The 22,165-nt window shown below is 66.3% G+C and carries 20 protein-coding genes; 14 read left to right on the top strand and 6 right to left on the bottom strand.

What is annotated here, in order from left to right; all coding sequences use genetic code 11:
• On the bottom strand, window positions 1-197 hold a 197-nt coding region (locus DFR29_RS29835), incomplete at its 3' end, for a hypothetical protein (protein WP_208113761.1).
• A gap of 333 nt (window positions 198-530) precedes the next feature.
• Between DFR29_RS29835 and DFR29_RS28170 the strand changes: the two genes are divergently transcribed.
• The 3 genes from DFR29_RS28170 to DFR29_RS28160 all read left to right on the top strand — a co-directional run bounded on the left by DFR29_RS28170 (window position 531) and on the right by DFR29_RS28160 (window position 2,273).
• Window positions 531-674 (top strand): hypothetical protein, encoded by a 144-nt coding sequence (locus DFR29_RS28170; protein ID WP_425598902.1) that lies wholly within the window; start codon window positions 531-533, stop codon window positions 672-674.
• A gap of 247 nt (window positions 675-921) precedes the next feature.
• Entirely contained in the window at window positions 922-1,311 is a 390-nt protein-coding gene (locus tag DFR29_RS28165; RefSeq protein WP_133821978.1) for a DUF6573 family protein, read from the top strand.
• 515 nt (window positions 1,312-1,826) lie between these two features.
• A complete protein-coding gene (locus DFR29_RS28160; protein WP_133821977.1) occupies window positions 1,827-2,273 on the top strand; it encodes a hypothetical protein in 447 nt (148 codons plus the stop codon).
• A 156-nt stretch (window positions 2,274-2,429) separates the two neighbouring features.
• Here DFR29_RS28160 and DFR29_RS28155 read toward each other — a convergent pair whose 3' ends face one another.
• Window positions 2,430-3,143, bottom strand: a complete 714-nt coding sequence (locus DFR29_RS28155; protein ID WP_133821976.1) for a hypothetical protein — start codon at window positions 3,141-3,143, stop codon at window positions 2,430-2,432.
• 98 nt (window positions 3,144-3,241) lie between these two features.
• Between DFR29_RS28155 and DFR29_RS28150 the strand changes: the two genes are divergently transcribed.
• Entirely contained in the window at window positions 3,242-3,988 is a 747-nt protein-coding gene (locus DFR29_RS28150) for a CPBP family intramembrane glutamic endopeptidase (protein WP_133821975.1), read from the top strand.
• The gene (locus tag DFR29_RS28145; protein WP_166654407.1) at window positions 3,966-4,193 is read left to right on the top strand and encodes a hypothetical protein; all 228 of its coding nucleotides are present in this window, start codon (window positions 3,966-3,968) and stop codon (window positions 4,191-4,193) included. The genes DFR29_RS28150 and DFR29_RS28145 overlap by 23 nt, the downstream gene beginning before the upstream one ends.
• Window positions 4,194-4,203: 10 nt before the next feature.
• On the opposite strand, the gene DFR29_RS28140 is transcribed toward DFR29_RS28145, so the two are convergent.
• Window positions 4,204-4,665 (bottom strand): MarR family winged helix-turn-helix transcriptional regulator, encoded by a 462-nt coding sequence (locus DFR29_RS28140; RefSeq protein ID WP_133821973.1) that lies wholly within the window; start codon window positions 4,663-4,665, stop codon window positions 4,204-4,206.
• Window positions 4,666-4,725: 60 nt separating this feature from the next.
• On the opposite strand from DFR29_RS28140, the gene DFR29_RS28135 reads away from it, so the two are divergent.
• On the top strand, window positions 4,726-5,892 hold the full coding sequence (locus DFR29_RS28135; protein ID WP_133821972.1) for an FAD-dependent oxidoreductase: 1,167 nt from the start codon (window positions 4,726-4,728) through the stop codon (window positions 5,890-5,892).
• Window positions 5,893-6,044: 152 nt separating this feature from the next.
• On the opposite strand, the gene DFR29_RS28130 is transcribed toward DFR29_RS28135, so the two are convergent.
• Window positions 6,045-6,617 (bottom strand): DUF1003 domain-containing protein, encoded by a 573-nt coding sequence (locus DFR29_RS28130; protein WP_133821971.1) that lies wholly within the window; start codon window positions 6,615-6,617, stop codon window positions 6,045-6,047.
• 97 nt (window positions 6,618-6,714) lie between these two features.
• Window positions 6,715-6,942 carry a hypothetical protein gene (locus DFR29_RS28125; protein WP_133821970.1) on the bottom strand — a complete coding sequence of 76 codons (228 nt, stop codon included), beginning with the start codon at window positions 6,940-6,942 and terminating at the stop codon, window positions 6,715-6,717.
• Between DFR29_RS28125 and DFR29_RS28120 the strand changes: the two genes are divergently transcribed.
• The 6 genes from DFR29_RS28120 (at window position 6,941) to DFR29_RS28095 (ending at window position 18,345) form a co-directional block, all read left to right on the top strand.
• Window positions 6,941-8,689 carry a di-heme oxidoredictase family protein gene (locus DFR29_RS28120; protein ID WP_133821969.1) on the top strand — a complete coding sequence of 583 codons (1,749 nt, stop codon included), beginning with the start codon at window positions 6,941-6,943 and terminating at the stop codon, window positions 8,687-8,689. The two genes, DFR29_RS28125 and DFR29_RS28120, sit on opposite strands and share 2 nt — an antisense overlap.
• 112 nt (window positions 8,690-8,801) lie before the next feature.
• Entirely contained in the window at window positions 8,802-10,475 is a 1,674-nt protein-coding gene (locus tag DFR29_RS28115; RefSeq protein ID WP_166654412.1) for a flavin monoamine oxidase family protein, read from the top strand.
• 132 nt (window positions 10,476-10,607) lie between these two features.
• A complete protein-coding gene (locus DFR29_RS28110) occupies window positions 10,608-13,853 on the top strand; it encodes a fibronectin type III domain-containing protein (RefSeq protein WP_133821967.1) in 3,246 nt (1,081 codons plus the stop codon).
• Window positions 13,854-13,926: 73 nt separating this feature from the next.
• A complete protein-coding gene (locus DFR29_RS29540) occupies window positions 13,927-14,889 on the top strand; it encodes a DUF11 domain-containing protein (protein WP_166654411.1) in 963 nt (320 codons plus the stop codon).
• A 140-nt stretch (window positions 14,890-15,029) separates the two neighbouring features.
• Complete coding sequence (locus DFR29_RS29535; RefSeq protein ID WP_166654410.1) at window positions 15,030-15,602, top strand: ECF-type sigma factor; 573 nt, start codon at window positions 15,030-15,032, stop codon at window positions 15,600-15,602.
• Window positions 15,592-18,345: a serine/threonine-protein kinase gene (locus DFR29_RS28095; protein WP_133821964.1), complete on the top strand. Its 2,754-nt coding sequence runs from the start codon at window positions 15,592-15,594 to the stop codon at window positions 18,343-18,345. Before DFR29_RS29535 ends, DFR29_RS28095 begins: the two co-directional genes overlap by 11 nt.
• Window positions 18,346-18,798: 453 nt before the next feature.
• On the opposite strand, the gene DFR29_RS28090 is transcribed toward DFR29_RS28095, so the two are convergent.
• Complete coding sequence (locus DFR29_RS28090) at window positions 18,799-19,032, bottom strand: hypothetical protein (protein WP_133821963.1); 234 nt, start codon at window positions 19,030-19,032, stop codon at window positions 18,799-18,801.
• Between the two features lie 302 nt (window positions 19,033-19,334).
• Between DFR29_RS28090 and DFR29_RS28085 the strand changes: the two genes are divergently transcribed.
• Both DFR29_RS28085 and DFR29_RS28080 read left to right on the top strand, forming a co-directional pair.
• Window positions 19,335-20,393, top strand: a complete 1,059-nt coding sequence (locus tag DFR29_RS28085) for a catalase (protein ID WP_166654409.1) — start codon at window positions 19,335-19,337, stop codon at window positions 20,391-20,393.
• Window positions 20,394-20,570: 177 nt separating this feature from the next.
• A complete protein-coding gene (locus DFR29_RS28080; RefSeq protein WP_166654408.1) occupies window positions 20,571-21,704 on the top strand; it encodes an extracellular catalytic domain type 1 short-chain-length polyhydroxyalkanoate depolymerase in 1,134 nt (377 codons plus the stop codon).
• Window positions 21,705-22,165: the final 461 nt, after the last annotated feature.

Here is a 22,165-nt window from a genome sequence, read left to right as displayed (position 1 = left end):
AGCCAAAAGGTACCGGTGCGCGGCCCGACACCTCTGCAAATGCCCAAATGGCAGTGGGGCGAGCCGAAGTTGGTGGATTGTTGACCCCACGACGGCGCGGCGAGGCCTTGTTCGAAACCGCCATCCACGACGAGTTCAACAGCACCCGCGGCCGGTGCCAGCAGCAACAGTAGTGATAACAACGGCAAACGATTCATATAAAAACCCCGGTGGATGTCCGACTGGTGGAGGCCATGTCCGAACGGGAAGCACGGCGCCTGTTGGACTAAACGACGAACGCGCGAGAGTTCTGCCATCGGAAAGCGGGCGTCGAGCGTGTGAGGCGCGCGCCGCGGCGCTGGCTTCAATCGGTTGCAGGTTGACTCGTTGAGGAGAGGACCGCTGTCCGTATTACACCGTCGATCTTTGCGGCCGGCGCTGGTGAGCGTGCCGCGCGGGCAGCAGCCAGCGCATTGTGAACCCGCAGTTTCTGTGAGATCCCGCTCTCGATGTCGTCCAGTGAGACGGGGCGAGCATATTGCGAGCGCATCGTGGAGGTGATGGAGGAACTGGTGCGCTTCACCGTGCTCCTGCGGCCGCATGCCGCAACCCTGACCGACCGGTATTCCGAGCGCGTGGAGGCTCAGGCGGCGCACAAGCGGACGACCGAGTTGGCGGCGTTGGCCACGCTTTAAGAAAAGTCCTCCCAAGCTGGAAGGCCTCCAGCCACGGCAGCCCTCACGCTCGGCTTCTCCGGTCAAGGGCCGGCCCTCGGCCCGAGTCGTCGCTCCCTTCGGTCGCTCCAGCCCGCGCCAGCCGTGTGCCTGCGCCGGCGTTCCGCCGCCGCTCCCCTGACCGCGCCTCCCTCCGGGCGGGTGGTTCCCATCCGGGTCATCGGAACCCCGATGCCCGGGGACCGGACCACGAAGGAAGGAGCAGTGCATGTTCACCAACGACGACGTCATCCATACCTACACCCGCCGCGAGGCCCTCGACGACGGTGTGCTGATGGACGCCGGTGCGATGGCGCAGGAAGCCGGCTTCACGGTACCCGTGGCGCTCACCGCCCGAGTCTGGGCAACGTGCGTCAGCTGGAGCTCGGAAGAGAGAGCGCCGCAGGACGAGGACGGCCGGCTTTGGGATGTGCTGTGGATGGCGGCGCTGGCGGCCCGAGCTGCGGCCCGCCGAGGCGACACCGGGCGGGTCGAGTTCGAGGTGCGGGTTGTGCCGCGGGGCGGTCGCCGCCCTAAGCTGACCAGGTTGGCGCTGATGCTCGGGCCGGGGGATCGGGGCGAATGCGTCGCCACCATTCTGATGCCGGACGAAGACTGACTGCTCAGGAGCGGGCGTCGCTACTCAAAAGCACGCCCGCTGCCTGTCTGTGTCCACAGCGATCGAGGGCTGCAATGAAGCTGTCAACGGTTATCGGAACTGTGTCCATGCCGGTGTCCACAGGAGTTAGTATCGCGGTCGTCACTGATAAAAATGCATGAAACTCGCTAGAAAATCGCGATTTCAAGACCTACGCTGTTACTGGCGCATCAGCGGCGTGTGTTCGCCGTGGTTGGCTTTTTCCGAAGATTTATCTTTGGAAACAACTGGCTGTGTGTTTTTCTGATTCGCCATGATCAATGAAGTTGCGTTCAATAGGTTCGGTTTTTGAGGTTCGCGGCGTGTCCAACGGTACCCATGACGTCGCGAGCGCAACCGTGTGTATGCCGACGGATCGCGTCTACGTGGCGCAATCGCCCGGTCGTGGACTCTCGGGTGCACGATGCCGCAACCCAAGACCATTAGTATCGCCTGTCGCAAGGTCAGCTGCGGGACTCGATGTCGGCAAGCGCCCCGTGTTGGATTCGCTCGGCAAGACCGTGCTCGAACCGAACCCTGGCCACACACCGTATCGGTTCTCGGACGGCTCGCAAGCAGCCCCCCGCCGGGTTTTGCAGGTGGCCAAGGTTGCCCAGGAAGCCCGGGAGGCTACGGTGGGTTTGGCGCTGCAGGGTTGCATTGACCACCGGAAAGGCGTGCAAGGCTGCGGGAAGGTCAAGGCTGTGGGCGTGGACGGCGCTACCGATTCGCTGGCGCGCCTGGCGCGGCCGGAGGCGGGTCTGGCGGAAATGGCGATCGCCAGCCTGATCGACGGGACGATCAAAATCGCGTGGAAACGCCTTCGGCATTCGGCCATGGACCGGTCCAACCGCGTGCCGGCGGAGATCAAGAAAAAGCTGGTGCAGGCCGGAGGCTGGTGGTGCCTGGTGGGTGCGTTTCACCGTGCGCCTGCGTCCGGATAGGGCAACCCTCACGGACGCTATTCCGAGCAAGTGGAAGCCGCGGCAGCGCACGAGCGGATAGCGGAACTGGCGGCGCTGGCTACCCGGTAGGCAGGCTCCGGCGCCATCCGCTTCGCGGTACTGCTTGTCCTCGATAAGCCTTCTGGCGCGCGCTATTCATGCTGGGTCGGCGGAGGCTGCTACGGATGCGCGTGAATTCGCCGCTCCAGTGAGCACATGGCCGACGCTCGCGTTGATCAGTGAACCCACTACTAGCACCACGGTAGCGGCGGCGAGGCTGCGCCAGACATTGAGCCTGGCGCGCCGCCGCATCCACGCAGCCTGCGCCAGCCAGAACCAGCCTACCGAGAGCAGCATTGCGGCGCTGGCGGAGAGCAGCGCCCAGGGCTCGCGCAGCGCAATGAGGGTCACGGCCACCGACACGATCAGGGCAAAGGGCGAAACCAGATAGCACTGCTCGTAGAAGGGCGTGCGCAGGCTTTCCCGGTCGACGGGCTGGCCGGTACGCACCAGCAAATAGACCGCGCCGGCCAGTGACCACACGCCGAACGCAATCGCCCGATAGAGCAGGAGGTTTTGCTCGGACGCCAGCACAGCCTTGGCCAGCGAGCCATCGGCGACGGGCGCCGGATTGCGCAGGCCCAGGTCGACGAAGTGCGCGATCAGTATGCAGAGGATCAGCAGCAACGGCGGGCTGAGGGCTTCGCTGAACCGTGTGTGGCTCTGGGACGCCAGCTGGCCTGCGGCGTAGTCGCTCATCCGGCTGGGGAACAACAGAATCTGCAGCAGAGTTCGCGGCAGAAGCACCAGCCAGGTCGACGCTTCGTAGACGAACTCCTCGAACGACTTGAGAATCTTCAGAAAATCCATGGCTGCTCCGCCGGTACGTGGACGATGAGGAAACGATGGCCTGTGCCACATTGCAAGGGTGATGCTCCGATGCTCCGACTCGTTCCACAGGATTGCCCATGAGCCCGCCGGATTCCCCCGATCGCCGTAGCGACTTCCCTTTCTACACGGGCGAGCCCGTGCCGTTGTCCGGAAGGCAATGGCTGTGCGTGCTGGCGGGCGTGGTTCTTGCGTTCTGCCTGCTGGTAGCACCCTGGACCCGGCCGCCGGGCGCTTGGGGGATGTGGTTGCCGGCGCTGCTGTTCTGCCTGGTCCCCTTGGGCGCGCTGGCCGCTGTTGCCGGGCGCGCGTGGACGGCATTGTTCGGACCGGTGCGCGGCAGGGAGGTGCTGCAGATGATCGGCATTGCCGCGCTCAATCTCGCTGTAACCGTAGGAGTCGGGCTGCTGTTCGCCAGCCATCATCAGGTTTCGGCCAACCCCGCGGCTCAGTCGCTGGCCGATGCCGGCGCGACAGCGCGCGCCATGCGCTTTGCCGCCATGCTGCCGCAGTTGCTGGGGGAGGAACTGCTCACGATCCTGCCTTTTCTGGCCTGCTTATGGTGGTTGCACACGCGATGGACGCTGGGGCGGCGGACGTCCGTCGTGTTGGCGTGGGTCGTATCTGCGGTTCCCTTCGCATTGGTTCACCTGCCGACTTACGGGTGGAACCTGATGCAGTGCCTCGTCGTCATCGGCACCGCGCGCCTGGTACTCAGCCTGGGCTATTTGCTTTCGCGCAATCTGTGGGTGTCCACCGGCGCTCACGTGCTGAACGACTGGACGCTGTTCGGTGCTGGTCTTCTTGCCGCGACGGTGCGCGCGTAGACACCGCGCCAGCGACGAATTCGATTTTCGCCGCGACGGCGAACGGGCCGGCGACAGCAGCAGGCGCGCACGCTTCGACGAGGAGGCGGCCGGCAGCGGGCGTGTCTCGCGGGCGAATTTCAGCGATTTCCGCATCGCCGCCGACTGCAGCGGGCGCCTGGTCTTGGCGCCACTGGTGCCGATGAATCCGGCCCATCAGCCGTAGCCGGCCATTTTCAGTCTCGCAGGGCGGCAAGCGCGTCGTCGAGATTGGCGGTGACTCGCGACAGCAGCTCGTCCAATTGCTCACGCTCCGGTTTGCTGAATCCGCTCAGCGCCTTGCGGCTGGCCGCATCCATGACGGCCTTGGCCTGTGGCAGGCGCTGCAAGGCCTGGTCGGTAAGCGAGATCAGGCGGCTGCGTGCGTCTGCCGGATCTGCTATCCGTCGCACCAGGCCATCACGTTCCATCCGGTTCAGCAGCTGCGCCATGCTGGGCTGCTCGACCTGGGCAATGCGCGCCAGCTCGGCTTGCGACAGCGCGCCGCGCTTCTTCAGCGATACCAGCACGGGAAGCTGCCCGAAGGCGAAGCCGAGCTCGCGCAGTGGCGCATCGACCAGTCGCGCAAAGGTGCGGTTTGCCTGGCCGATCATGCGCAGGGGGTTGGGTGCGGCGTTGGGCGCAGTCGTGGTTGACATATATAGGTAGCTATGTATTCTGCATGGATAGGCACCTATATAGTGCTATGGAGACGACGCATGAACAAGCCGCTGCGTATTGCCATAGTCGGCGGCGGGCCGGGTGGCCTGACGCTGGCACGACTTCTGCGGGTGAACGGCTTTGCCGCGACAGTGTTCGAACGCGAGGCGCACGCGTTGCAGCGTCCGCAGGGCGGCACCTTGGACCTGCACGAAGGCACTGGCCTGCTCGCACTGGAGCGGGCGGGTCTGGCACAGGCCTTTGGCGAGATAGCCCGGTACGAAGACCAAGGCACGCGCCTGCTCGACAAGGCGGGCAGGCTATTGTTCGAGGATGCGGACTGCAGCGGCAGCCGTCCGGAAGTCGATCGCACGGCCTTGCGCGGCCTGCTGCTGGAGCATCTGCCGGCCAACACCGTTCGTTGGGGGCGCGCATTGCGCGCGCTGCAGCCGAACGGCGACGGGCGCTGGAAGCTGGCTTTCGACGACGGCGTGGAAGGTCCGTTCGATCTGGTCGTTGGCGCCGACGGTACCTGGTCGCGCGTGCGGCCTTTGCTTTCGCCGTACCTGCCGCAGCACAGCGGTCTGTGCTTCGTCGAATTCGGCATCGACGATGTCGACCGCCGCCACCCGGCGCTTTCGCACCTGGTCGGGCGCGGCAAGATGAGTGTCGAGGCCGACGGCAAATGCATCATTGCCCAGCGCAATGGCAATGCGCATATCCGTGGCTATGCGATCTTTCGTGTGCCGCTGGGATGGGTACAGCGGCGTTTCGATTTTGACCGTCCCGCGTCGGTGCGTTCGGCGCTGGTGGAGGAGTTCGCAGGATTTGCCGACGAAATCCTCGATCTTTTCCGTGCCTGCAACGACAGTTTTGCCGAACGGCCGATTCACGCCTTGCCCGTGGGGCACCACTGGACGAATCGTCCCGGTCTCACGCTGATCGGCGATGCCGCGCATGTGATGTCGCCGTTCGGTGGCGACGGCGTCAACAATGCAATGTGCGACGCCGCTGAACTCGCCCGGCTGCTGGCCGAGCACCCGCAATGGACAGCGGCGGTGGCGGAATACGAGATGGCGATGTTCGAGCGCATCGCCGAGTCTGCAGCCGGTGCTGCAGAGGCGGCGGCAACCTTGCTGTCGCACGACGGACAGGCGTTGACGCTCGATCTGTATCGAAGTCACCGCGGCAGTGGAGTGCAGGGGCCTGCCGCGTCGGGTCCATAGCGCGCCTATTCGTAGCCGACCGGCGGAATATCCAGTCCGAACGGCCAGAATCCGGTGAGCAGGAACGAATCGGTCCAGAACACCGTGGGCAGGAACAGGCATGCGGTATTTTCCACCTATCCATGCCGCATCGGCCTGGCGCTTGTTTTACCTTACGCTTTGGTAATCGTGGCCTGCCCGGTGACCAGCCGGGTCAGCAGGTCGATCTGCGCCTGCTGTTGCGCCAGCAGCGTAAGCAGCTGCTCGTTGCGCATGGCATCCATCTTCTCGTGCAAGGCCATGATCTCCACTTCGGCCTTGACGTTCACTTCGTAGTCGAAGCCCGCCATCTGCCGGTCTTTTTCCGCCTGGCGGTTCTGGCTCATCATGATCAGCGGCGCCTGCACGGCAGCCAGCATCGACAGAATCAGATTCAGGAAGACGTAGGGGTAGGGATCGAACGCGGTCTGGCCCAGCAGTTCGGTGTTGAGCACGCTCCAGCCCACCAGCATCAGCGCGAACAGGCCGATAAACGTCCACGAGCCACCGAAGCGTGCGACCCGGTCGGCCATGCGTTCGCCGAAAGTGGCTTGTGCATCCAGGCGCAGGTTCGGGTCGGCCACGATGCTGCGGCCGTCGGAGGCGAGTGCCAGTGCCCGGCGTACCGAATGATCCAGATCTTCGAAGCGATGGCCGAACCAGCGGGCGGCGGCTTCGATGTAGTTCAGGCGGAAAGGTCCAGGCATGGGGGCGGCTCCTGCGGCGGGAAAAGTGGGCGGAACGATAGCCTTGTCCACCGGCGGCGCAATATCCGGCCACGGCCTGCACGCCACCCGCAGGGATCTAAGGGGCAGGACGCCGCTTCGCCCTGGCCGCCACACCTGCTGGCTGGCGGCGCAGGCTGCCGCCGCGCGCGCCGATTCCGGCCTGATAGGTTTTTCCGCCGCGCTGCGCTTGCTTTGTGTGCGACTCTACAGAGTGATCGCCGGTCGATGCGCGGCTTTTTTTCTTATTGAAAAAAGCTACTCGCGGCGCGAGCCAGATTGCCGTATCCAGCCAAGGGGAAGTCATGCGTCGCACCGATAGTTCGAAGGCGCGTTGCGCGTCTGTGTTCGGGGGGCTTGCCGTTCTCGCCGCCGCGACAGCGGTGGCCCAGCAGCCGGCCATCACGCCGGCGGTCAGCATCGACCAGGCCAGGATTCACGAGTATCCGATGCGCAAGATTCTCGAATCGGGCGGCGATTTCCACACCACGCCATTCACGCCCGAAGACGGCCACGGCGAAGGCCAGGAAGGTCCGCGCGCGCGCCAGCGCCAGGCGCTGTATCCGAATGCCTGGCCGAACTTCCCGTTCCTGCGCGTGAACGGGCTGGACTCGCAGAGCTGCTACGAATGCCACAACACCATCGGCAGCTACGTGCCGCCGGACTATTCGACCAAGGCACTGCTGCGCAAACCCAGTCCGGTCGGCGGTTCGGCCGGTCTGGCCAGCAATGCCTTCATCAATCCGAACTTCCCCTGGCAGCTGACCTATCTCATCCGCAATCCACCGCACGTGTTCGGCACTGGCTATGCCCAGTCGGTCGCCGGCGAGATGTCGACCGAGCTGGCGCTGCAGCGCGAAATCATCACCCGTGCGGCCATTGCCCTGGCCAAGGCCGAGCACCGCAGCGTGACCCTGAGCACGCCGCTGCGCGCCAAGGGCCTCGCCTTCGGTGTCTATGCCACGACCTGCGCCGAAAACGGCCAATGCAGCGAAGACACCAGCAAGGTCACCGGCGTCGCCTCGGACCTGATCGTGCGTCCGTTCCAGTGGAAGGGCATTGCCTCCAGCGTGCGCCACTTCGTGCGCGATGCGCTGGATTTCCACCTCAGCATGCAGGCGGTGGAGAAAGTCGGCCATATCGACTGCGATCGCGACGGCATGATCGATGAGATGAGCCTGGGCAATGTCACCGCGCTGACCGCGTTCGTGGCGATGACGCGTCCGCCCTACGTCGTCGTGCCGCAGGACCAGCCCGGCAGGGAGCGCTTCGAACGCGGCAAGGCGATTTTCGAAGGCGCGGCGAAGGATCTCGACGGCAAGCTCGCCGGCAGCATGTGCGCGACCTGCCACGTCCCCAGCCTGACCCTGCAGGTGCCGGAGCTGGTCGTGGAAGATCCTGGCGTGGCCGACGTCACCTCGCCGGCCGGCTGTCCCAGCGAAACCCTGCTGATCAATCCCGAGCCGCCGTCGCGCCATGCGGTCACGCAGCAGGTGAAAAAGCGCGTCGAGGCCATACTTGCGCAACAGAGTGCCGGCGCGCTCAAGGCCGATGCGTTCGAATCTGCCGATGTCGCCGCGGCCGTCAACACGCTGCTGGCCCAGGTGCCGATTCCGTCGCTGAACAGCGGCGATCTGCGCATCGGCCTGACCCGCCCCGGCGACGCGCCGGCCTACGTCTATCCGCGCCTGCCTGCCCGCAACGAGCGGGCGGCGGTGAGCGTGCCTTTGCTCAGCGACCTGCGCACGCACAACATGGGCAGCGGTCTGCAGGACGTGGGCGTGCAGGGCGCCGATGTCACCGGCATCAGCATCGCGCCACCGCTGTTCCTCACGCGACCGCTGTGGGGCGTGGCCGACACCGGCCCCTGGCTGCACGACGGCCGTGCCCGCACCCTGAAGGAAGCCATCGCCTTCCATTCCAGCCCCGGCAGCGAAGCCAATCCTGTCATCGCCGCGTTCACCCAGCTGAGTCCGTCCGACCAGCAGGCCGTGGTCGATTTCCTGCTGGCCCACCGCCTGCCCGTCGCGCTGGATATACGCCAGGGCAAATAGCATATTTCCACATTGATCGTTCGTGCCGGCCAGTGGCCGGCACGAACGGGCACTGCGGCGCCGATGCGCGACCGCAATGCCCGCCTGCAGACTGCATCACGGAGCCGTTGCCATGCCTCTGTCCGCCTTCGTCCGCCCGCCCGAACACACCGATGTGCTGATCGTCGGCGGTGGTGTGTCCGGCCTGTACTGCGCTTATCGCCTGCTGCAGCAGACGCCGGGGCTGAACATTGCCATCGTCGAGAAAGACGGCCGCGTCGGCGGACGCCTGGACACCGATCACGTCATCATCGTCGACGACAGCGGCAAGCCGGTTGAGACCAAGGATGAAGAAGGCGGCATGCGCTTCAATTTCCAGATGCAGGAATTGATCGAGCTGGCGCACCGGCTGAAACTGGATTCGAAGATCGTGCCGTTCGGCATGGGCAACGACAACAATCGCTACTACGTGCGCGGCCACAGTTTCACCGTCGGCGAAGCGGCGCAAAACGGCAATGCGATCTGGAGCGAGCTGTATACGCTGGACGTGCGCGAGCAGGGGCTCAGCCCGGGCCAGCTGATCGACAGCGTCTACCGCGCCATCCTGGCGCAGAACCGCTGCGATCCGCCGGCCAGTCCGACACCGCAGTTCTGGCAGCGTTTCCGCAATACCTTCCGCTACAACGGCACCTTGCTGAATGCCTGGGGCCTGTGGTCGCTGCTACGCAGCTACGGCTATTCGCAGGAATGCATTGCCATGCTGAGCAGCGTGCTCGGTTTTGCGGGACCGTTCCATTCCAGCTCCAACGCCGGCGATGCGCTGCAGATCCTGCTGGATTTTCCCAGCGATCCGAAATTCCACGCCTTCGACCAGGGCTTCGGCACCTTGATCGACGCACTGGTGACGCAGATCGGCGGCAAGGTATCGATCAGCATCGGCGCGAGCATTGGCGCGCTGGAAGCTGCCGCCGACGCGGGCATCTGCGCGCAATGGCAGTCGACACCGGGCGTGTATCCGGGCCCGGCGCAGCACGGCCGCATCACGGCGAGACAGGTGATTCTCGCCCTGCCCAAGAACGCGATCCAGCCGCTGGCCGCCGCATCGCCCTTGCTGGTCGCAGACGGTGCAGCGTACGCGCGCCTGCAGCGCAACCTCGATGCGGCCGTCGGCATGGTGCTGAGCAAGGTCAACCTGTATTTCGACAACGCCTGGTGGCGCGACGGCAGCACCAATCGCGCGCCGATCAGCGACGGCCCCTCGTTCACCGACCTGCCGGCCGATTCGTTCTACGTGTTCGATCCCATCGCCGGCACCTCTGCCAGCGGTCCCGCGGCGCTGACCCTGTACTGCGATTTCAACAACGCCGATTTCTGGCAGGAACTGCAGGAAATAGGGCCAAAATTCACCTCGCCGCTGCAGCAGCACTACGACGGCCAGGTGCCGCAGGTGCTGTTCGCCGCGTCGCAGGCCGTGGTCGACGAGATGCGCCGCCAGCTGCAGGAGGTGTTTGCCAGCTTCACCGTGCCGGCGCCGGTGCTGACCAGCTACCGGCGCTGGGGCGACAGCGAATATTTCGGCTACGCCTACCACCAGTGGGGCCGTGGCGCCGATGATCGCGAAGTGATTGCGCAGCTGGCCCGGCCGTATGAAAAAGTTCCTCTGTATACCTGCGGCGAGGCGTTCTCCGACCAGCAGGGCTGGGTCAACGGCGCGCTGCGTTCCGCCGAGATCGTGCTGACCACTTACTTTGGCCTGAAGCCGCTGGTGCCGGATGCGGCGAGCTGGGTCAATCCGATAGCCCGCTAGGCCTGCGGCGCACCGGCTGCTGCTGCGGACGGCGGCAGCAGCCGGATTTTTTTTGCGTGACAGTCACGCCGGTCAAAAAACGTAAAGCCCCCTCAAGGCCGATCCAGTCCGGCCGGACCTGGGGAAATCTTCATGCGGATCGTGCCGTTGCTGTGCCGAGGGCTGGCGCTGCTGTTCGTGGGTGTGCTGGCGGCGCCGGCCGCTGCCGCGCCGTTCGCCTATGTGACCAACCAGGACGACAACACGGTCTCGGTCATCGACACGGCCAGCAACACCGTCGTGGCGACCGTACCTGTCGGCACCAGGCCCTATGCCGCCGTTCCGACGCCGGACAATGCGTTTGTCTACGTCGCCAACTTCGGCGACAACAGCGTCAGCGTGATCGATGCGCACACGCACACAGTGACAGCGACGCTGGCCAACGTCTGCACCAATCCGATCTACGTCGCGGCGATGCCGGGTGGTACCCAGGTCTGGGTGGCCTGCTTCAACGGCGGCCAGCTCAAACGCATCGACATCGCCACGAATACCGTCGTGGCCAGCGTCACCGGCCAGTCGCGGCCTTCGTCCATCGCCTTCAACAGCAGCGGCACGCGCGCCTATGTCGCGTCGAATACCGGCTCGACCGTGCGCGTGATCGACACCGCGGCGAACACGCAGATCGCCAGCATGGCTACCGGCTTCAACACGGTCGACGTGTTCGCCTCGCCCGACGGCGCCCATGTCTACAGCACGGCCAACGGCGACAAGCGCATCTGGGACAGCATCCTGGCCGGCGGCTCGAATTTCTATGCCTTGCCGACGGCGCCGGTGAATCTGGTCATGAGTCCGGACGGCACCTACATCTACACCACCGTCAACGGCGGCCTGGTCTGGCGCATCCAGGTTGGCCGCTGGGACAACATGGTTTCGGTCAGTGTCGGCAGCGGCGACAGTGGCATCGACATCAACGGCGACGGCAGCCGGCTGTACGTGACCAATTACTCGAGCAACAGCGTATCGGTGATCGACACTGCGACGTTCAGCAACATCGCCACGATTCCGGTCGGCCGCTATCCGCAGACCAATGGCCATTTCGTCGCCAAGGGCCCGCCGCCGGCGACCAGCCTGCCCGGTGCGCCGACCGATGTCGTCGCCACGGCGGGCAACGGCCAGGTCAGCGTCGTGTTTGTCGCGCCGGCGCTGACCGGCGGCAGTACGATCCTGGGCTATACCGCAAGCTGCGGCACGCAGAGCAAGACCGGCACCGCATCGCCGCTGCTCGTCACGGGGCTCGACAACGGCGTCGCCGTGACTTGCACCGTCGTGGCAAGGAATTCGCTGGGCGACGGCCCGGCTTCGGCGCCGTCCGGCAGTGTCACGCCGATGGCCGTGCTGCCCGGTTCGCCGGGTGGCGTGACGATCGCGCCGTCCGGCAGCGGCCAGGTCAGCGTGACGTTCACGCCGCCGGGCTACGACGGCGGCGCGCCGGTGCTTGGCTACAAGGCAACATGTGCCACTTCTAGCGTTTTTGGCACCGGCCCGCCCATCCTCGTCGGCGGCCTGGCCAATGGCGCGCCGGTCAATTGCACGGTGCTGGCGACCAATGTGATCGGCGACGGGCCGGCCTCGGCCGTCTCGAACACGGTGACGCCGGGCGTCGCGCCGGAGGCTCCGGCCGGCGTGACAGCGGCGCGCGGCGACCGCCAGCTCCTTGTCTCCTTCGTGCCCGGCGACGACGGCGGGTTTGCCGTGAGCAACTTCCAGGCGAGCTGCGGTCCGCGCACGGCCAATGGCACGCAGTCGCCGATCATCGTGACCAGCCTGGCCAACGGCGTCGCGGTGACGTGTACGGTCACCGCGACCAATGCCCGCGGCACCAGCCCGCCATCGGTGCCGTCCAACAGCATCGCGCCGGCGACCGTGGCCGATGCACCGCTGATTGGCCTGGCGACGCGCGGCAACCAGCAGATCAGCGTCGTGTTCGCGCCCGGGGCCAGCGACGGCGGCACGCCGGTCACGCTTTATCGCGCGGTCTGCGGCAATCGCTCCGACGAAGGAATGGCCTCGCCGCTCGTGGTCACCGGCCTGACAAACGGCACGTCGGCGAACTGCAAGGTCATCGCCATCAATGCGGTCGGCGAAAGCTTGGCGTCGGCCTGGTCGAATAGCGTCACACCGGCGACGGTGCCCGATCCGGTGCGCCTGCCGAGCATTGCCGCCAACGCGCTCAACCTGTCGCTGAATTTCCTGCTGCCGCTGGGCAATGGCGGCTCGCCCATCCTGGGCTACCGCGCCAGCTGCGGCCCGCGCCAGGCCACGGCCGCGGCGCCGCCGTTCACCATCGCCGATCTGCCCGAAGGCGTGCCGGTGTCCTGCAGTGTCGTTGCCTTCAACGATGTCGGCGACAGCAGCGCGGTGCAGACCAATACCGAAACGCCGGTGACCGTGCCTGGCGCGCCGACCGGCGTCACCGTCACGCGCGGCGACGGCGAGGTCAGCGTGGCCTTCCTGCCGCCGCCGCACGACGGCAGCAGTCCGATCACGAGCTACCTGGCCGCCTGCGATGTCGCCAGCCAGGCCGGCACGTCCTCGCCCATCGTGGTCAGCGGCCTGCCTAACGGCGTGCCGGTGAGCTGCATCGTGTTTGCCTTCAACGCAGTGGGCAACGGCCCGCCCTCGGCTGGCTCCAACAGCGTGACGCCGGCCGGCGTGCCGGGTGCGCCGAACCTGCTCACAGCGACGGGTTCCGACGGCGCTGCGACGCTGGCGTTCGCTGCACCGGCCAGCAACAACGGTGCGGTCATCAGCGGCTATACGGCCAGCTGCTCGCCGGGCACGCACAGCGTGAGCGGTGCGCAGTCGCCGCTGAGTTTCAGCGGCCTGGGCAACGGCACGGTCTACAGTTGCAGCGTTCGCGCAAGCAACGAGATCGGTAGCGGCGCCGCATCGAATGCACTGGCTGTGACGCCGCGCGCCGTCGCCGATCTGGCCATCAGCAACAGCAACGGCCGCGTGTATCTGCAAGGCGGCACCTCGGCGAGTTATCTGATCGGGGTGAGCAACAGCAGCGCCGTCGCGGTCAGCGGCGCGCGCGTGCGCGACAGCGTCGCCGTGGAGCAGCAGCCCAGCTGGATCTGCACCGGGCAGGGCGGCGCCAGCTGCCCGGCCAGCGGCAACGGCAGCATTGACACGCTGGTCGATCTGCCTGCCGGCGCGAGCGTGAGTTTCCTGCTCAGCGTGACGGTGCCGATGCTGCCGGAACTACCTGCCAGCAACAGCGCCAGCGTGACCGCGCCGAACAGCATTGCCGATCCGCAAAGCGCCAACGACACAGCAACCGACGGCCCCGATGCCGTAGGCATTTTCCGCGGCACTTTCGAAGGGGCTACGCCATGAACCGTTCTTCCGCCTTGCGCCCGCAGCACCGGTGGCAGGGCTGCGCTGCGCTGGCGCTGGCCTGCCTGTGCCCGTGACGGCGACACCGGCTACGGTGCCGGGTGCGCCGACGGCGCTGACGGCGCAGCGGGCGAATGCCGCGGTGACGCTGAACTTCGCACCGCCAGCGAGCAACGGCGGCGATGCCATCGTCAGCTATACCGGCTATTGCGGCGCAGCCAGTGCCAGCGCCGCTGCGCCGCCGCTGCTGGTGAGCGGCTTGAGCAACGGTGTCGCAGTGACCTGTGCGGTCGTCGCCACGAACAGCATAGGGCCGGGCGCTGCATCGGCAGCGACAGCCAGCGTCACGCCGGCGACGCTGCCGGATGCACCGCAGCTCATCGCCGCGGCGCCGGTTGCGGGCTCGGCACAGCTGGTATTCAGCGCGCCGGCGCACAACGGCGGCGCGCCGGTCACGGGTTACGGTGCCAGCTGCACGCCGGGGCCGCTGACCGCGGGCGGCAGCAACTCGCCACTGCTGGTATCCGGCCTGGTCGATGGCACAACGTATACATGTGCGGTGCATGCGATCAACGACGTCGGTGCGGGCAGTGCATCGAACAGCCTGAACCTGACGCCGCGCGCCCTGGTCGACCTGTCCATCGCCAACAGCAATGGCGCCAGCCATGTACAGGGCGGCAGGCCGACCAGCTATCTGGTCGACGTGGTCAATCACAGCAGCAGCGTGGTCAACGCCGCCCGCGTGGTGAATACGCCGGTGGCCAGCCTGAGCGAGGTGAGCTGGATCTGCAGCGCGCAGGGCGGCGGTGTCTGCCCGCCCGGCGGCAGCGGTGGCATCGACGTACTGGTCGACCTGCCGGCCAATGCGGCGGTGAGCTTCCTGATCAGCGGTACCGTGGCTGCGCTGCCGGAACAGGGGTTGAGCAATACCGCGACGGTGACCGCGCCCGGCAATGTGATCGACTCGAACCCCGCCAACAACACCGCGACCGACGGGCCCGATGCCGTGGTGCTGTTCCGCAGCGGTTTCGACTGAAGCACGGCGGCGGCGAGGCTGCGTCTTCGTCCGCCGCCGCAGCTACGCCCAAGGTCGAGGGCAGCCGGCCCGGCGTGCATCGCGCAGCGGCCTTGCGAGCACGTACACTGCCGCCGACACCTTTCTGCCTGCCCCGATCTATGTCGACGCCCGTGCGGCCGCCTGCGCTTACCGACCTGCTGCAGTCCTGGCAAAAGGGCGAAGGCGCTGCCTTCCAGCAGATCATCCACCTGGCCTATGCGCAGCTGAAGCAGATCGCGGCGCAGCGCCTGGGCCAGAACGGCCGCGAACTTACCCTTACCCCGACCGAGCTGCTGCACGACGCCTTGCTGCGCGTGGCCGAGGCGCCGCGCGACTGGCAGAACCGCGCGCACTTCTACGCCAGCATGTCGCTGTTTATCCGCTCGACCCTGGTCGACCATGCACGCTCGCGCCACGCACTCAAGCGCGGCGAGAAGCCGCAGCACGTGAGCCTGTCGCTGATCGAGGACGGCGAGCCGTCGATGGCCGCCGACCTGCTGGCGCTGGACCAGGCACTACTGAAACTGCAAGTACTCGACGCACGCGGCAGCGAGGTGTTGCACCTGACTTATTTCGCCGGACTGGATCGCCAGCAGATCGCCGAAGTGCTGCATGTCTCGCTGTCGTCGGTCGATCGAGACCTGCGCTTCACACGCGCCTGGCTGCGCGAGGAACTGGAACTTGGACGTTGAGCGCTATGCCCGTGTAAGAGCTCTGTTCGAGCAGGTCTGCGACCTGCCCGCGCCGCAGCGCCAGGCGCGGCTGGCTGCCTCGGGTGCCGACGAGGCGACACTGGCCAGCGTGCAGGCGCTGCTGGAACGCGAACAGGCCACGACGCGGCACATGGACCGGCCCATCCTCGGCCTGCTCGGCGCCATGGCGGCCGACGAATGCGAGCCCGGCGACGTACTCGGTGCCTGGACCTTGCTGCGCCGCATCGGTCACGGTGGCATGGGCAGCGTCTACCTCGCGCAGCGCAGCGACGGGCATTTCGAACAGACTGCTGCGATCAAGGTACTGCGCGGCGTGCCCAGTCCCGCCGCGCTGGCCTATCTGGCGCGGGAGCGGCAGATCCTGGCCAGGCTGGCGCATCCGAACATCGCGCGCCTGCTCGACGGCGGCGCCACGCCGCAGGGCCAGCCCTACCTGGTGATGGAATATCTCGACGGCATGCCCATCGATGCCTATTGCCGCGAAGTCGCGCCCTCCGTTACGGCCATCCTGCGCCTGCTCTGCACCGTCTGCGATGCGGTCGGCTTTGCCCATCAGCGCCTGATCGTGCATTGCGATCTGAAGCCGACCAATATCCTGGTCGATGCCAGCGGCCGGCCCATGCTGCTGGATTTCGGCATCGCCCGGCTGCTCGGCCACGAGGACGGCGCAGACACGCAGACGACCAAGGCGTTTACGCCCGGCTATGCCAGCCCCGAGCAGCGCGACGGCGGCAGCGTGTCCACCGCCACCGACATCTACAGCCTGGGCCGCATGCTGGTCGAGCTGCTGAATACGCCGGCCGCGCCCGCGGCCGGCGATGCCGCCATCGAACCCGCGTCGCTGGCAGACCAGGAGTTGCGCGCCATCGCCGTCAAAGCCACGGCGGCCGACCCGGCACGGCGCTATGCCAGCGCCGATGCGCTGGCACAGGACATAGGCCGCTATCTGCAGCGCCAGCCGGTGCAGGCCATGGCGGCGACCGGCTTGTATCGTGCGCGCAAGTTCCTGCGCCGGCGCTGGCCGTGGGTGGCGACCTTCGCTGTTTTCGCCGCCACCATCGCTGCATTCACCGTGCGCGTGGTGGCCGACCGTGACCGCGCCGAAGCGGCCGAGCAGCAGGCATTGCGCGAACGCGACCGCGCCCTGCAGGCGCAGGCTTCGTCGCGCCAGATCAGTGAATTTCTGGTATCCGTTTTCGATGGCAGCCATCCTGATGCCGGCAGCGGCGAAATTCCGACCTCCAAGCTGGTCGAGCAGTCGCTGCAGCGCATCGACAGCGAGCTGAAAGGCCAGCCGGCAACCCAGGCCGAGCTGTATGCGACCCTGGCCGGCGTGCAGCGCGTGCTGGGCAATGCCGAGCAGTCGCGCGCGCATTTCGACAAGGCGATTGCGCTGCAGCGTACGCTGGACGATCCCCTGGTGCTGGCTGGCATGCTGTCCAAGCGCGCCATGTTGTCGCGAGCCAGTTTCGGCCGCGATGGCGCCGTCGCCGATGCGCGCGAAGCATTGGCCCTGACCGAGCGGCATGCGGCGCCCGGCTCCGCCGCTGTTGCCGCCGCGGTCGGATTGCTGGGCAGGACGCTGTCCGACGACCACCAGCACGCACTGGCCCAGCCACTGCTGCTGCGTGCGCTGGCCTTGCACGAAGCGCTGGACCCCAGCGGTGCCGGCAGCATCGATCTGCTCGAAGCACTGGGCCTGCATTTCCAGAGCAAAGGCGAGTATCCGCAGGCGGCAGTCTATTTCCAGCGCATTGCCGACATCGACCTGAAACTCAAAGGCCCGAACAGCCGCGAGTACTACGCCGACCTGGAATCGCTGGGCACGGTCTACGGCCTGATGCGGCGCTTCGACGATGCCGAGGCGACACTGCGCCGGGCCATGGACGGCTTTCGTCAGCTCGACGGCGAAGACAGCGCCGAGATGGCCTGGCACCTGTCGCAGCTGGGCCGTGTCATCGACAACTCCGGCCGCGCCCGCGACGCGATTCCTGTGTATCGCCAGGCGCTGGAAATCGGCGCGCGGAAAATGGGTGTCGATTCGGTGTCCTATGCCGTGCTGCTGAACAACCTCGCCGTCGCCCAGCGCCGCAGCGGCGACTTTGCCGCGGCTGAACGCAGCTATGCGCAAGCCTTGCCCATCATGGAAAAGAACTGGCCAGCGAGCGACGCGACCTTGAACCGGGTCGGCACCGATTTCGGCAACCTGCTGCTCGCCGCCGGCAAGCTCGATGCCGCGCATCAGCGCCTGTCCACCGCCTTGCGCAACAAGCTGGCCGCCAGCGACGAACACGCCGCGCCAGTACTGCTGTCGCATATCGCGATGGCCGAGTGGGAATCGCGCAGCGGCCAGCCCGGCCGTGCCCTGGCGCGGCTGCAGAAAATCGCGGTCCAGGCCGAGCTGCTCGACACGCTGGACCGTGCCGCCTATGCACGCCAGCTCGGCCTGGCCCAGGCCGGCCAGGGCCAGGCCGAGCTGGCGCTGCAGGCATTGCAGAAAGCCGAACAGCTGACCCGGCAGCTGCTGGGCGAACACGATCCGCGCAGCTGGCTGGTCATGCTCGACCGCGCCGAGGTGCTGGCGGCGCAGGCCACTACCGCGTCGCGCGCGGCCGCGGCGCAACTGGCGGCGCAGATCCTGCACGAAGTCGATGCCGCCCTGGTGGCCGACTCGCCGTTGCGCGCGCAGCTGGCTCGCCTGGCTGCGGCAGACAAACGCTGAGCGTTGCCTCGCGTCGCGGATACGTGGCCAAAGATACTTTGCGCGCTTGGGGAATTCCTTTCCGTCGCCTCGCTGCAGCCTGCTGCAATTCCGCGGTCCATGGCCGCCGGCCCGTGCGGAAAAAATCTGCCTGCCTGCGTTGAACGTTACCGAGGTGGAACGATGGAGACTGCAGCGCCGGTTGTGATGGCCGTCGCCTTCTGGCCGCGCCGGTGCGTCGGCCCGTGGGGGGAGCTGCACGGTCCTCGCGAGCCAGTAGCGGATCATCTTCGCCAGCCGAACTACTTATAAATTCGATGGAAAGTTGCTTGGTGGCAAATCCACGCAGGCCGGCATGGACCTCGGGCGTCGGTCCGCCGATTCCCGGCGCCTGCCATGCAGAGGCAGGAGAGCGCGTGAGCTGGCTGCAGTCGCCCGGGCAACGGCCAGCCGCGCCCGGACGAATGCCTTCGCCTATCCGGGCTTGTTCATGATCGCGATGATGGTTGCGGTTGGAATGAACCCGTCGAACACTTCGGTGAAATCGAAAGCTTCAAGGCCGTAGTACATGCCCTTGGTGCCGAACAAGCCGGCGCAGAGTGCGCAGCCGACGATTTCGCCGGCAAACGGAACCGGAAACAGCAGGCGTCCCAGGGTGAAATCGAACAGATCGTAGACGATGCATACAACGAGTTTCAGGTGCCACATGGTTACCTCGGTCGTTGGAGTTGCTGGGCAGACGCGTTTGCTCGATCGTTCCCCTGCTGCTCGCGTCGGGTGGAAACAGCAGCCTGTTCGCCGCTGCCGCGCTATCGATGGATCTGGCGGGCAGCGAAGGGCGGCGCAGCCTTGGCGCAACCAGGCTGTACAAGTGCTCCGACGTATGGGTTTGTCCCGGCGGTTCCGCGTCTGGCATACCGTCGTGCTACAAGCGCAGACGCCTACGCCGCCTCGACAGCACTGCAGGCAGGATCGGCCCGGTGTATCAACCGTCCAGCGAGGATCACGACATGGCGACGAAGCGGCGCAAGAGTGCTGCGGCAGCTGCGGCACTGGACATGCAATTGGGAGAAGTGGAATACCCGCGCGAGCAGGAGATTGCACTGTCCATCGCTGCAGTGATCGAAGACTTCGTGCGCCGGCGCGATGCGGAAGGGCCGCTGCGCCGCGACGTACACCCCAAGGCGCATGGCTGCCTCAAGGCGAAGTTCCGCATCAACGCCGACCTGCCGGCATCGCTGCATACCGACATCTTCCAGCCCGCCGCGGTCTACGATGCCTGGGTGCGCTATTCGAATTCGGCGCCCGAGCCGGCCGACGATCATCGCCGCGACGCGCGCGGCATGGCGATCAAGCTGCTCGGTCCTGACGGCGAGCGCATCCGCGCCGATGCCGACTATCCCCTGGCGCAGGATTTCATCCTGATCAACCATCCGGTGTTCTTCATCAACGACCCGGCCGACTACCTCACCTTCATGCGGCGCACGCTCAGTGCCAGCCTGGTCGACAAGGCGCTCATTCCGCTGGCGCTGGGTGTGCGTGGCAGTGCCATTGTGCTGGCCACTGCAGCCAAGCCGCTGCTGCCGCTGGCGCGTACGCGGTTCTGGTCTACGGTGCCGTATACCTGGGGCAAGGGAGCGAAACGCCAGGCGATCAAATACTCGGTGCGCCTGCTGGACGACGCCGCGGCAATACCGCCGCTGGGCGATGGCGCCGACGCGCTGCGCGACGGCTTGCGCGAGATTCTGGACAAGCGCGCCATCGTGCTGGATTTCGCCGTGCAGCAGCGCGCCTCGCATGCGCACAGCATCGAAGACGTGATGACCGAGTGGCCGGAAGACGAAATGCCGTTCCAGTCCGTCGCCCGGCTGACCATTCCGCGCCAGCGCTTCGACACGTCTGCACGCGACGCACGCGGCGAAGCGATGGCCTTCAATCCCTGGCATTGCTCGCCGTCGCATCGGCCGCTGGGGGCGATCAACCGGCTGCGGCTGACGATTTACGAACGCATTGCGGCGCTGAGGCGGGCGGGTGGCAAAAAGCGGCGGCGTTCGCGCAGGCCGGAATAGCCGCACAGCGAGCGACAGGGCCGCAATCGGCGTTGCTATGCTGCAGTAGCGGTGGATAGTCGACGCGTTTTCGCGGGTTTGCAGCGTTTCACATTGCCGTCCCTGTTGCCGGTCATGCTGCCTCGGGCATGGACACCTGCGCCGCCGCGGCGCCGGCTTGCGATTTCAGGAATCCTTATGCTCCGTCGTTCCTCCGGCTCGCGCCTGTTCAAGCAGTGGACCAAGGCGATGACCTCGGCACTGCGTCTCGCACGCAGCGCCGGTGCCGCGGCGGCGAAGACGCGCAAGCCGGCGGCTGCGGCGGCAGTTGCAAAAAAAGCCGTAAGAAAACGCGCAAAAACGACAGCTGCAACGACGCCGCGCGTGCGCGCCGCGCGGTCGATGCCGGTGCGCAAGCCGACAAAGCCGGAGCAGGCTTCGGCGAGCCCGTCTGCGGTTTCTGCCGCGGGCGTGGAAACCGGCCGATTTCGCAATCGCGCTGGAACACGCGCTTACCGTTTTTTCATGCCGGCTTCGGCGCGCGGCTTGGCGCTGCCGCCAGCGCTGCTGGTACTGCTGCATGGCTGCGCCCAGGATGCCGAGCGGTTTGCCGCCTGCACGCGCATGGATGCCTTGGCCGAGCAACACGGTTTCTGTGTGCTCTATCCCGAGCAGTCGGTGCGTGCGCAGCGGCAGCGCTGCTGGAACTGGTTCGATCCGCAGCACCAGCAGCGCGGCAGCGGCGAGCCGTCCCTGATTGCCGGCATGGCGCGCAAGCTGGTGCGGCAACACAGACTGGCGCCGCGGCGGGTCTACGTGGCGGGTTTTTCTGCCGGTGGCGCCATGGCCGTGGTGCTGGGCGAAACCTATGCCGAACTGTTTCGCGCCGTCGGCGTCTATGCCGGCATGCCGTACCAGTCGGCGCAGGGCGCGACCTCGGCCTTTCTCGCCATGCGCGGCCGGCATGGTCTGGCCGCAAAAACCACGCCGTCCGCCGTGCCGCCGCGCGCGCTGCCGGTCATCGTCGTACAGGGCGACAGGGACCGCACCGTACACCCAAGCAATGCATCGATCATCGTGCGCGATGCGCTGGCACGATTCGCGCCGCTCAGTGCCGAACCGCAGGAAGGCACCGCTGCAGGACGCACGTTTTCATTGACGCGCTATCGCGACAGCGACGGCGACTGCCTGGTCGAGCACTGGACCATCCATGGCGGACGCCATGCCTGGTCGGGCGGCGGCACGGGCCTGTTCGCCGATCCGCTGGGGCCGGATATTTCGTCGGCCATGGTGGAATTCTTTCTGGCCTTGCCCGGCGGCCTGGGGGGCTGAAGACGTGCGTGGCTTCTAAGGCGTGTTCGAGAAAGCAGCGTCCGCAAGGCAGGGCAGGCTGTAAGGCAACCCTGCACAAATTCCGCGACAGACCTTGGCGTTGACGCTTCCATGCCATCACGTCTATGGAATTTCTTCCGAGGGTGCTGCAACGGTGCGTGTAGAGGCCACCGTACTCTGGAAGATACAAATTCCCGCGATAGATAATGTGGCATCGTCGACTGATGCCCTGCGCGCCGCTATCCGCACGGTAGCGCATGTGAAAGGCCCGAATGGTGGCATGGTCGAGACCTCGATGCTGCGTAACGTGCCTAGCGTAGGGATGCGCCATGAATCGAATCCTCAATGTCACCACGCCCCTGGGCCCGCAAGTGCTGCGTTTCGACAGCCTGCAAGGCCGCGAAGCCTTGTCCCAGCTGTTCGATTTCCAGCTCACACTGAAAAGCGAGGAAAAGGGGATT

The organism is Tahibacter aquaticus (genome assembly GCF_004363655.1).
Classification (GTDB): domain Bacteria; phylum Pseudomonadota; class Gammaproteobacteria; order Xanthomonadales; family Rhodanobacteraceae; genus Tahibacter; species Tahibacter aquaticus.
The sequence above is the reverse complement of the archived record's forward strand: the minus strand, read 5'-3'. Positions and strand labels throughout refer to the sequence as shown.

Bases quoted from the DNA above. Each gene is read 5' to 3' on its own strand.
- DFR29_RS28165 (WP_133821978.1), top strand. From the start codon at position 922: ATGTTCACCAACGACGACGTCATCCATACCTACACCCGCCGCGAGGCC.
- DFR29_RS28155 (WP_133821976.1), bottom strand. From the start codon at position 3,143: ATGGATTTTCTGAAGATTCTCAAGTCGTTCGAGGAGTTCGTCTACGAA.
- DFR29_RS28150 (WP_133821975.1), top strand. From the start codon at position 3,242: ATGAGCCCGCCGGATTCCCCCGATCGCCGTAGCGACTTCCCTTTCTAC.
- DFR29_RS28140 (WP_133821973.1), bottom strand. From the start codon at position 4,665: ATGTCAACCACGACTGCGCCCAACGCCGCACCCAACCCCCTGCGCATG.
- DFR29_RS28135 (WP_133821972.1), top strand. From the start codon at position 4,726: ATGAACAAGCCGCTGCGTATTGCCATAGTCGGCGGCGGGCCGGGTGGC.
- DFR29_RS28130 (WP_133821971.1), bottom strand. From the start codon at position 6,617: ATGCCTGGACCTTTCCGCCTGAACTACATCGAAGCCGCCGCCCGCTGG.
- DFR29_RS28120 (WP_133821969.1), top strand. From the start codon at position 6,941: ATGCGTCGCACCGATAGTTCGAAGGCGCGTTGCGCGTCTGTGTTCGGG.
- DFR29_RS28125 (WP_133821970.1), bottom strand. From the start codon at position 6,942: ATGACTTCCCCTTGGCTGGATACGGCAATCTGGCTCGCGCCGCGAGTA.
- DFR29_RS28115 (WP_166654412.1), top strand. From the start codon at position 8,802: ATGCCTCTGTCCGCCTTCGTCCGCCCGCCCGAACACACCGATGTGCTG.
- DFR29_RS28110 (WP_133821967.1), top strand. From the start codon at position 10,608: ATGCGGATCGTGCCGTTGCTGTGCCGAGGGCTGGCGCTGCTGTTCGTG.
- DFR29_RS29535 (WP_166654410.1), top strand. From the start codon at position 15,030: ATGTCGACGCCCGTGCGGCCGCCTGCGCTTACCGACCTGCTGCAGTCC.
- DFR29_RS28090 (WP_133821963.1), bottom strand. From the start codon at position 19,032: ATGTGGCACCTGAAACTCGTTGTATGCATCGTCTACGATCTGTTCGAT.
- DFR29_RS28085 (WP_166654409.1), top strand. From the start codon at position 19,335: ATGGCGACGAAGCGGCGCAAGAGTGCTGCGGCAGCTGCGGCACTGGAC.
- DFR29_RS28080 (WP_166654408.1), top strand. From the start codon at position 20,571: ATGCTCCGTCGTTCCTCCGGCTCGCGCCTGTTCAAGCAGTGGACCAAG.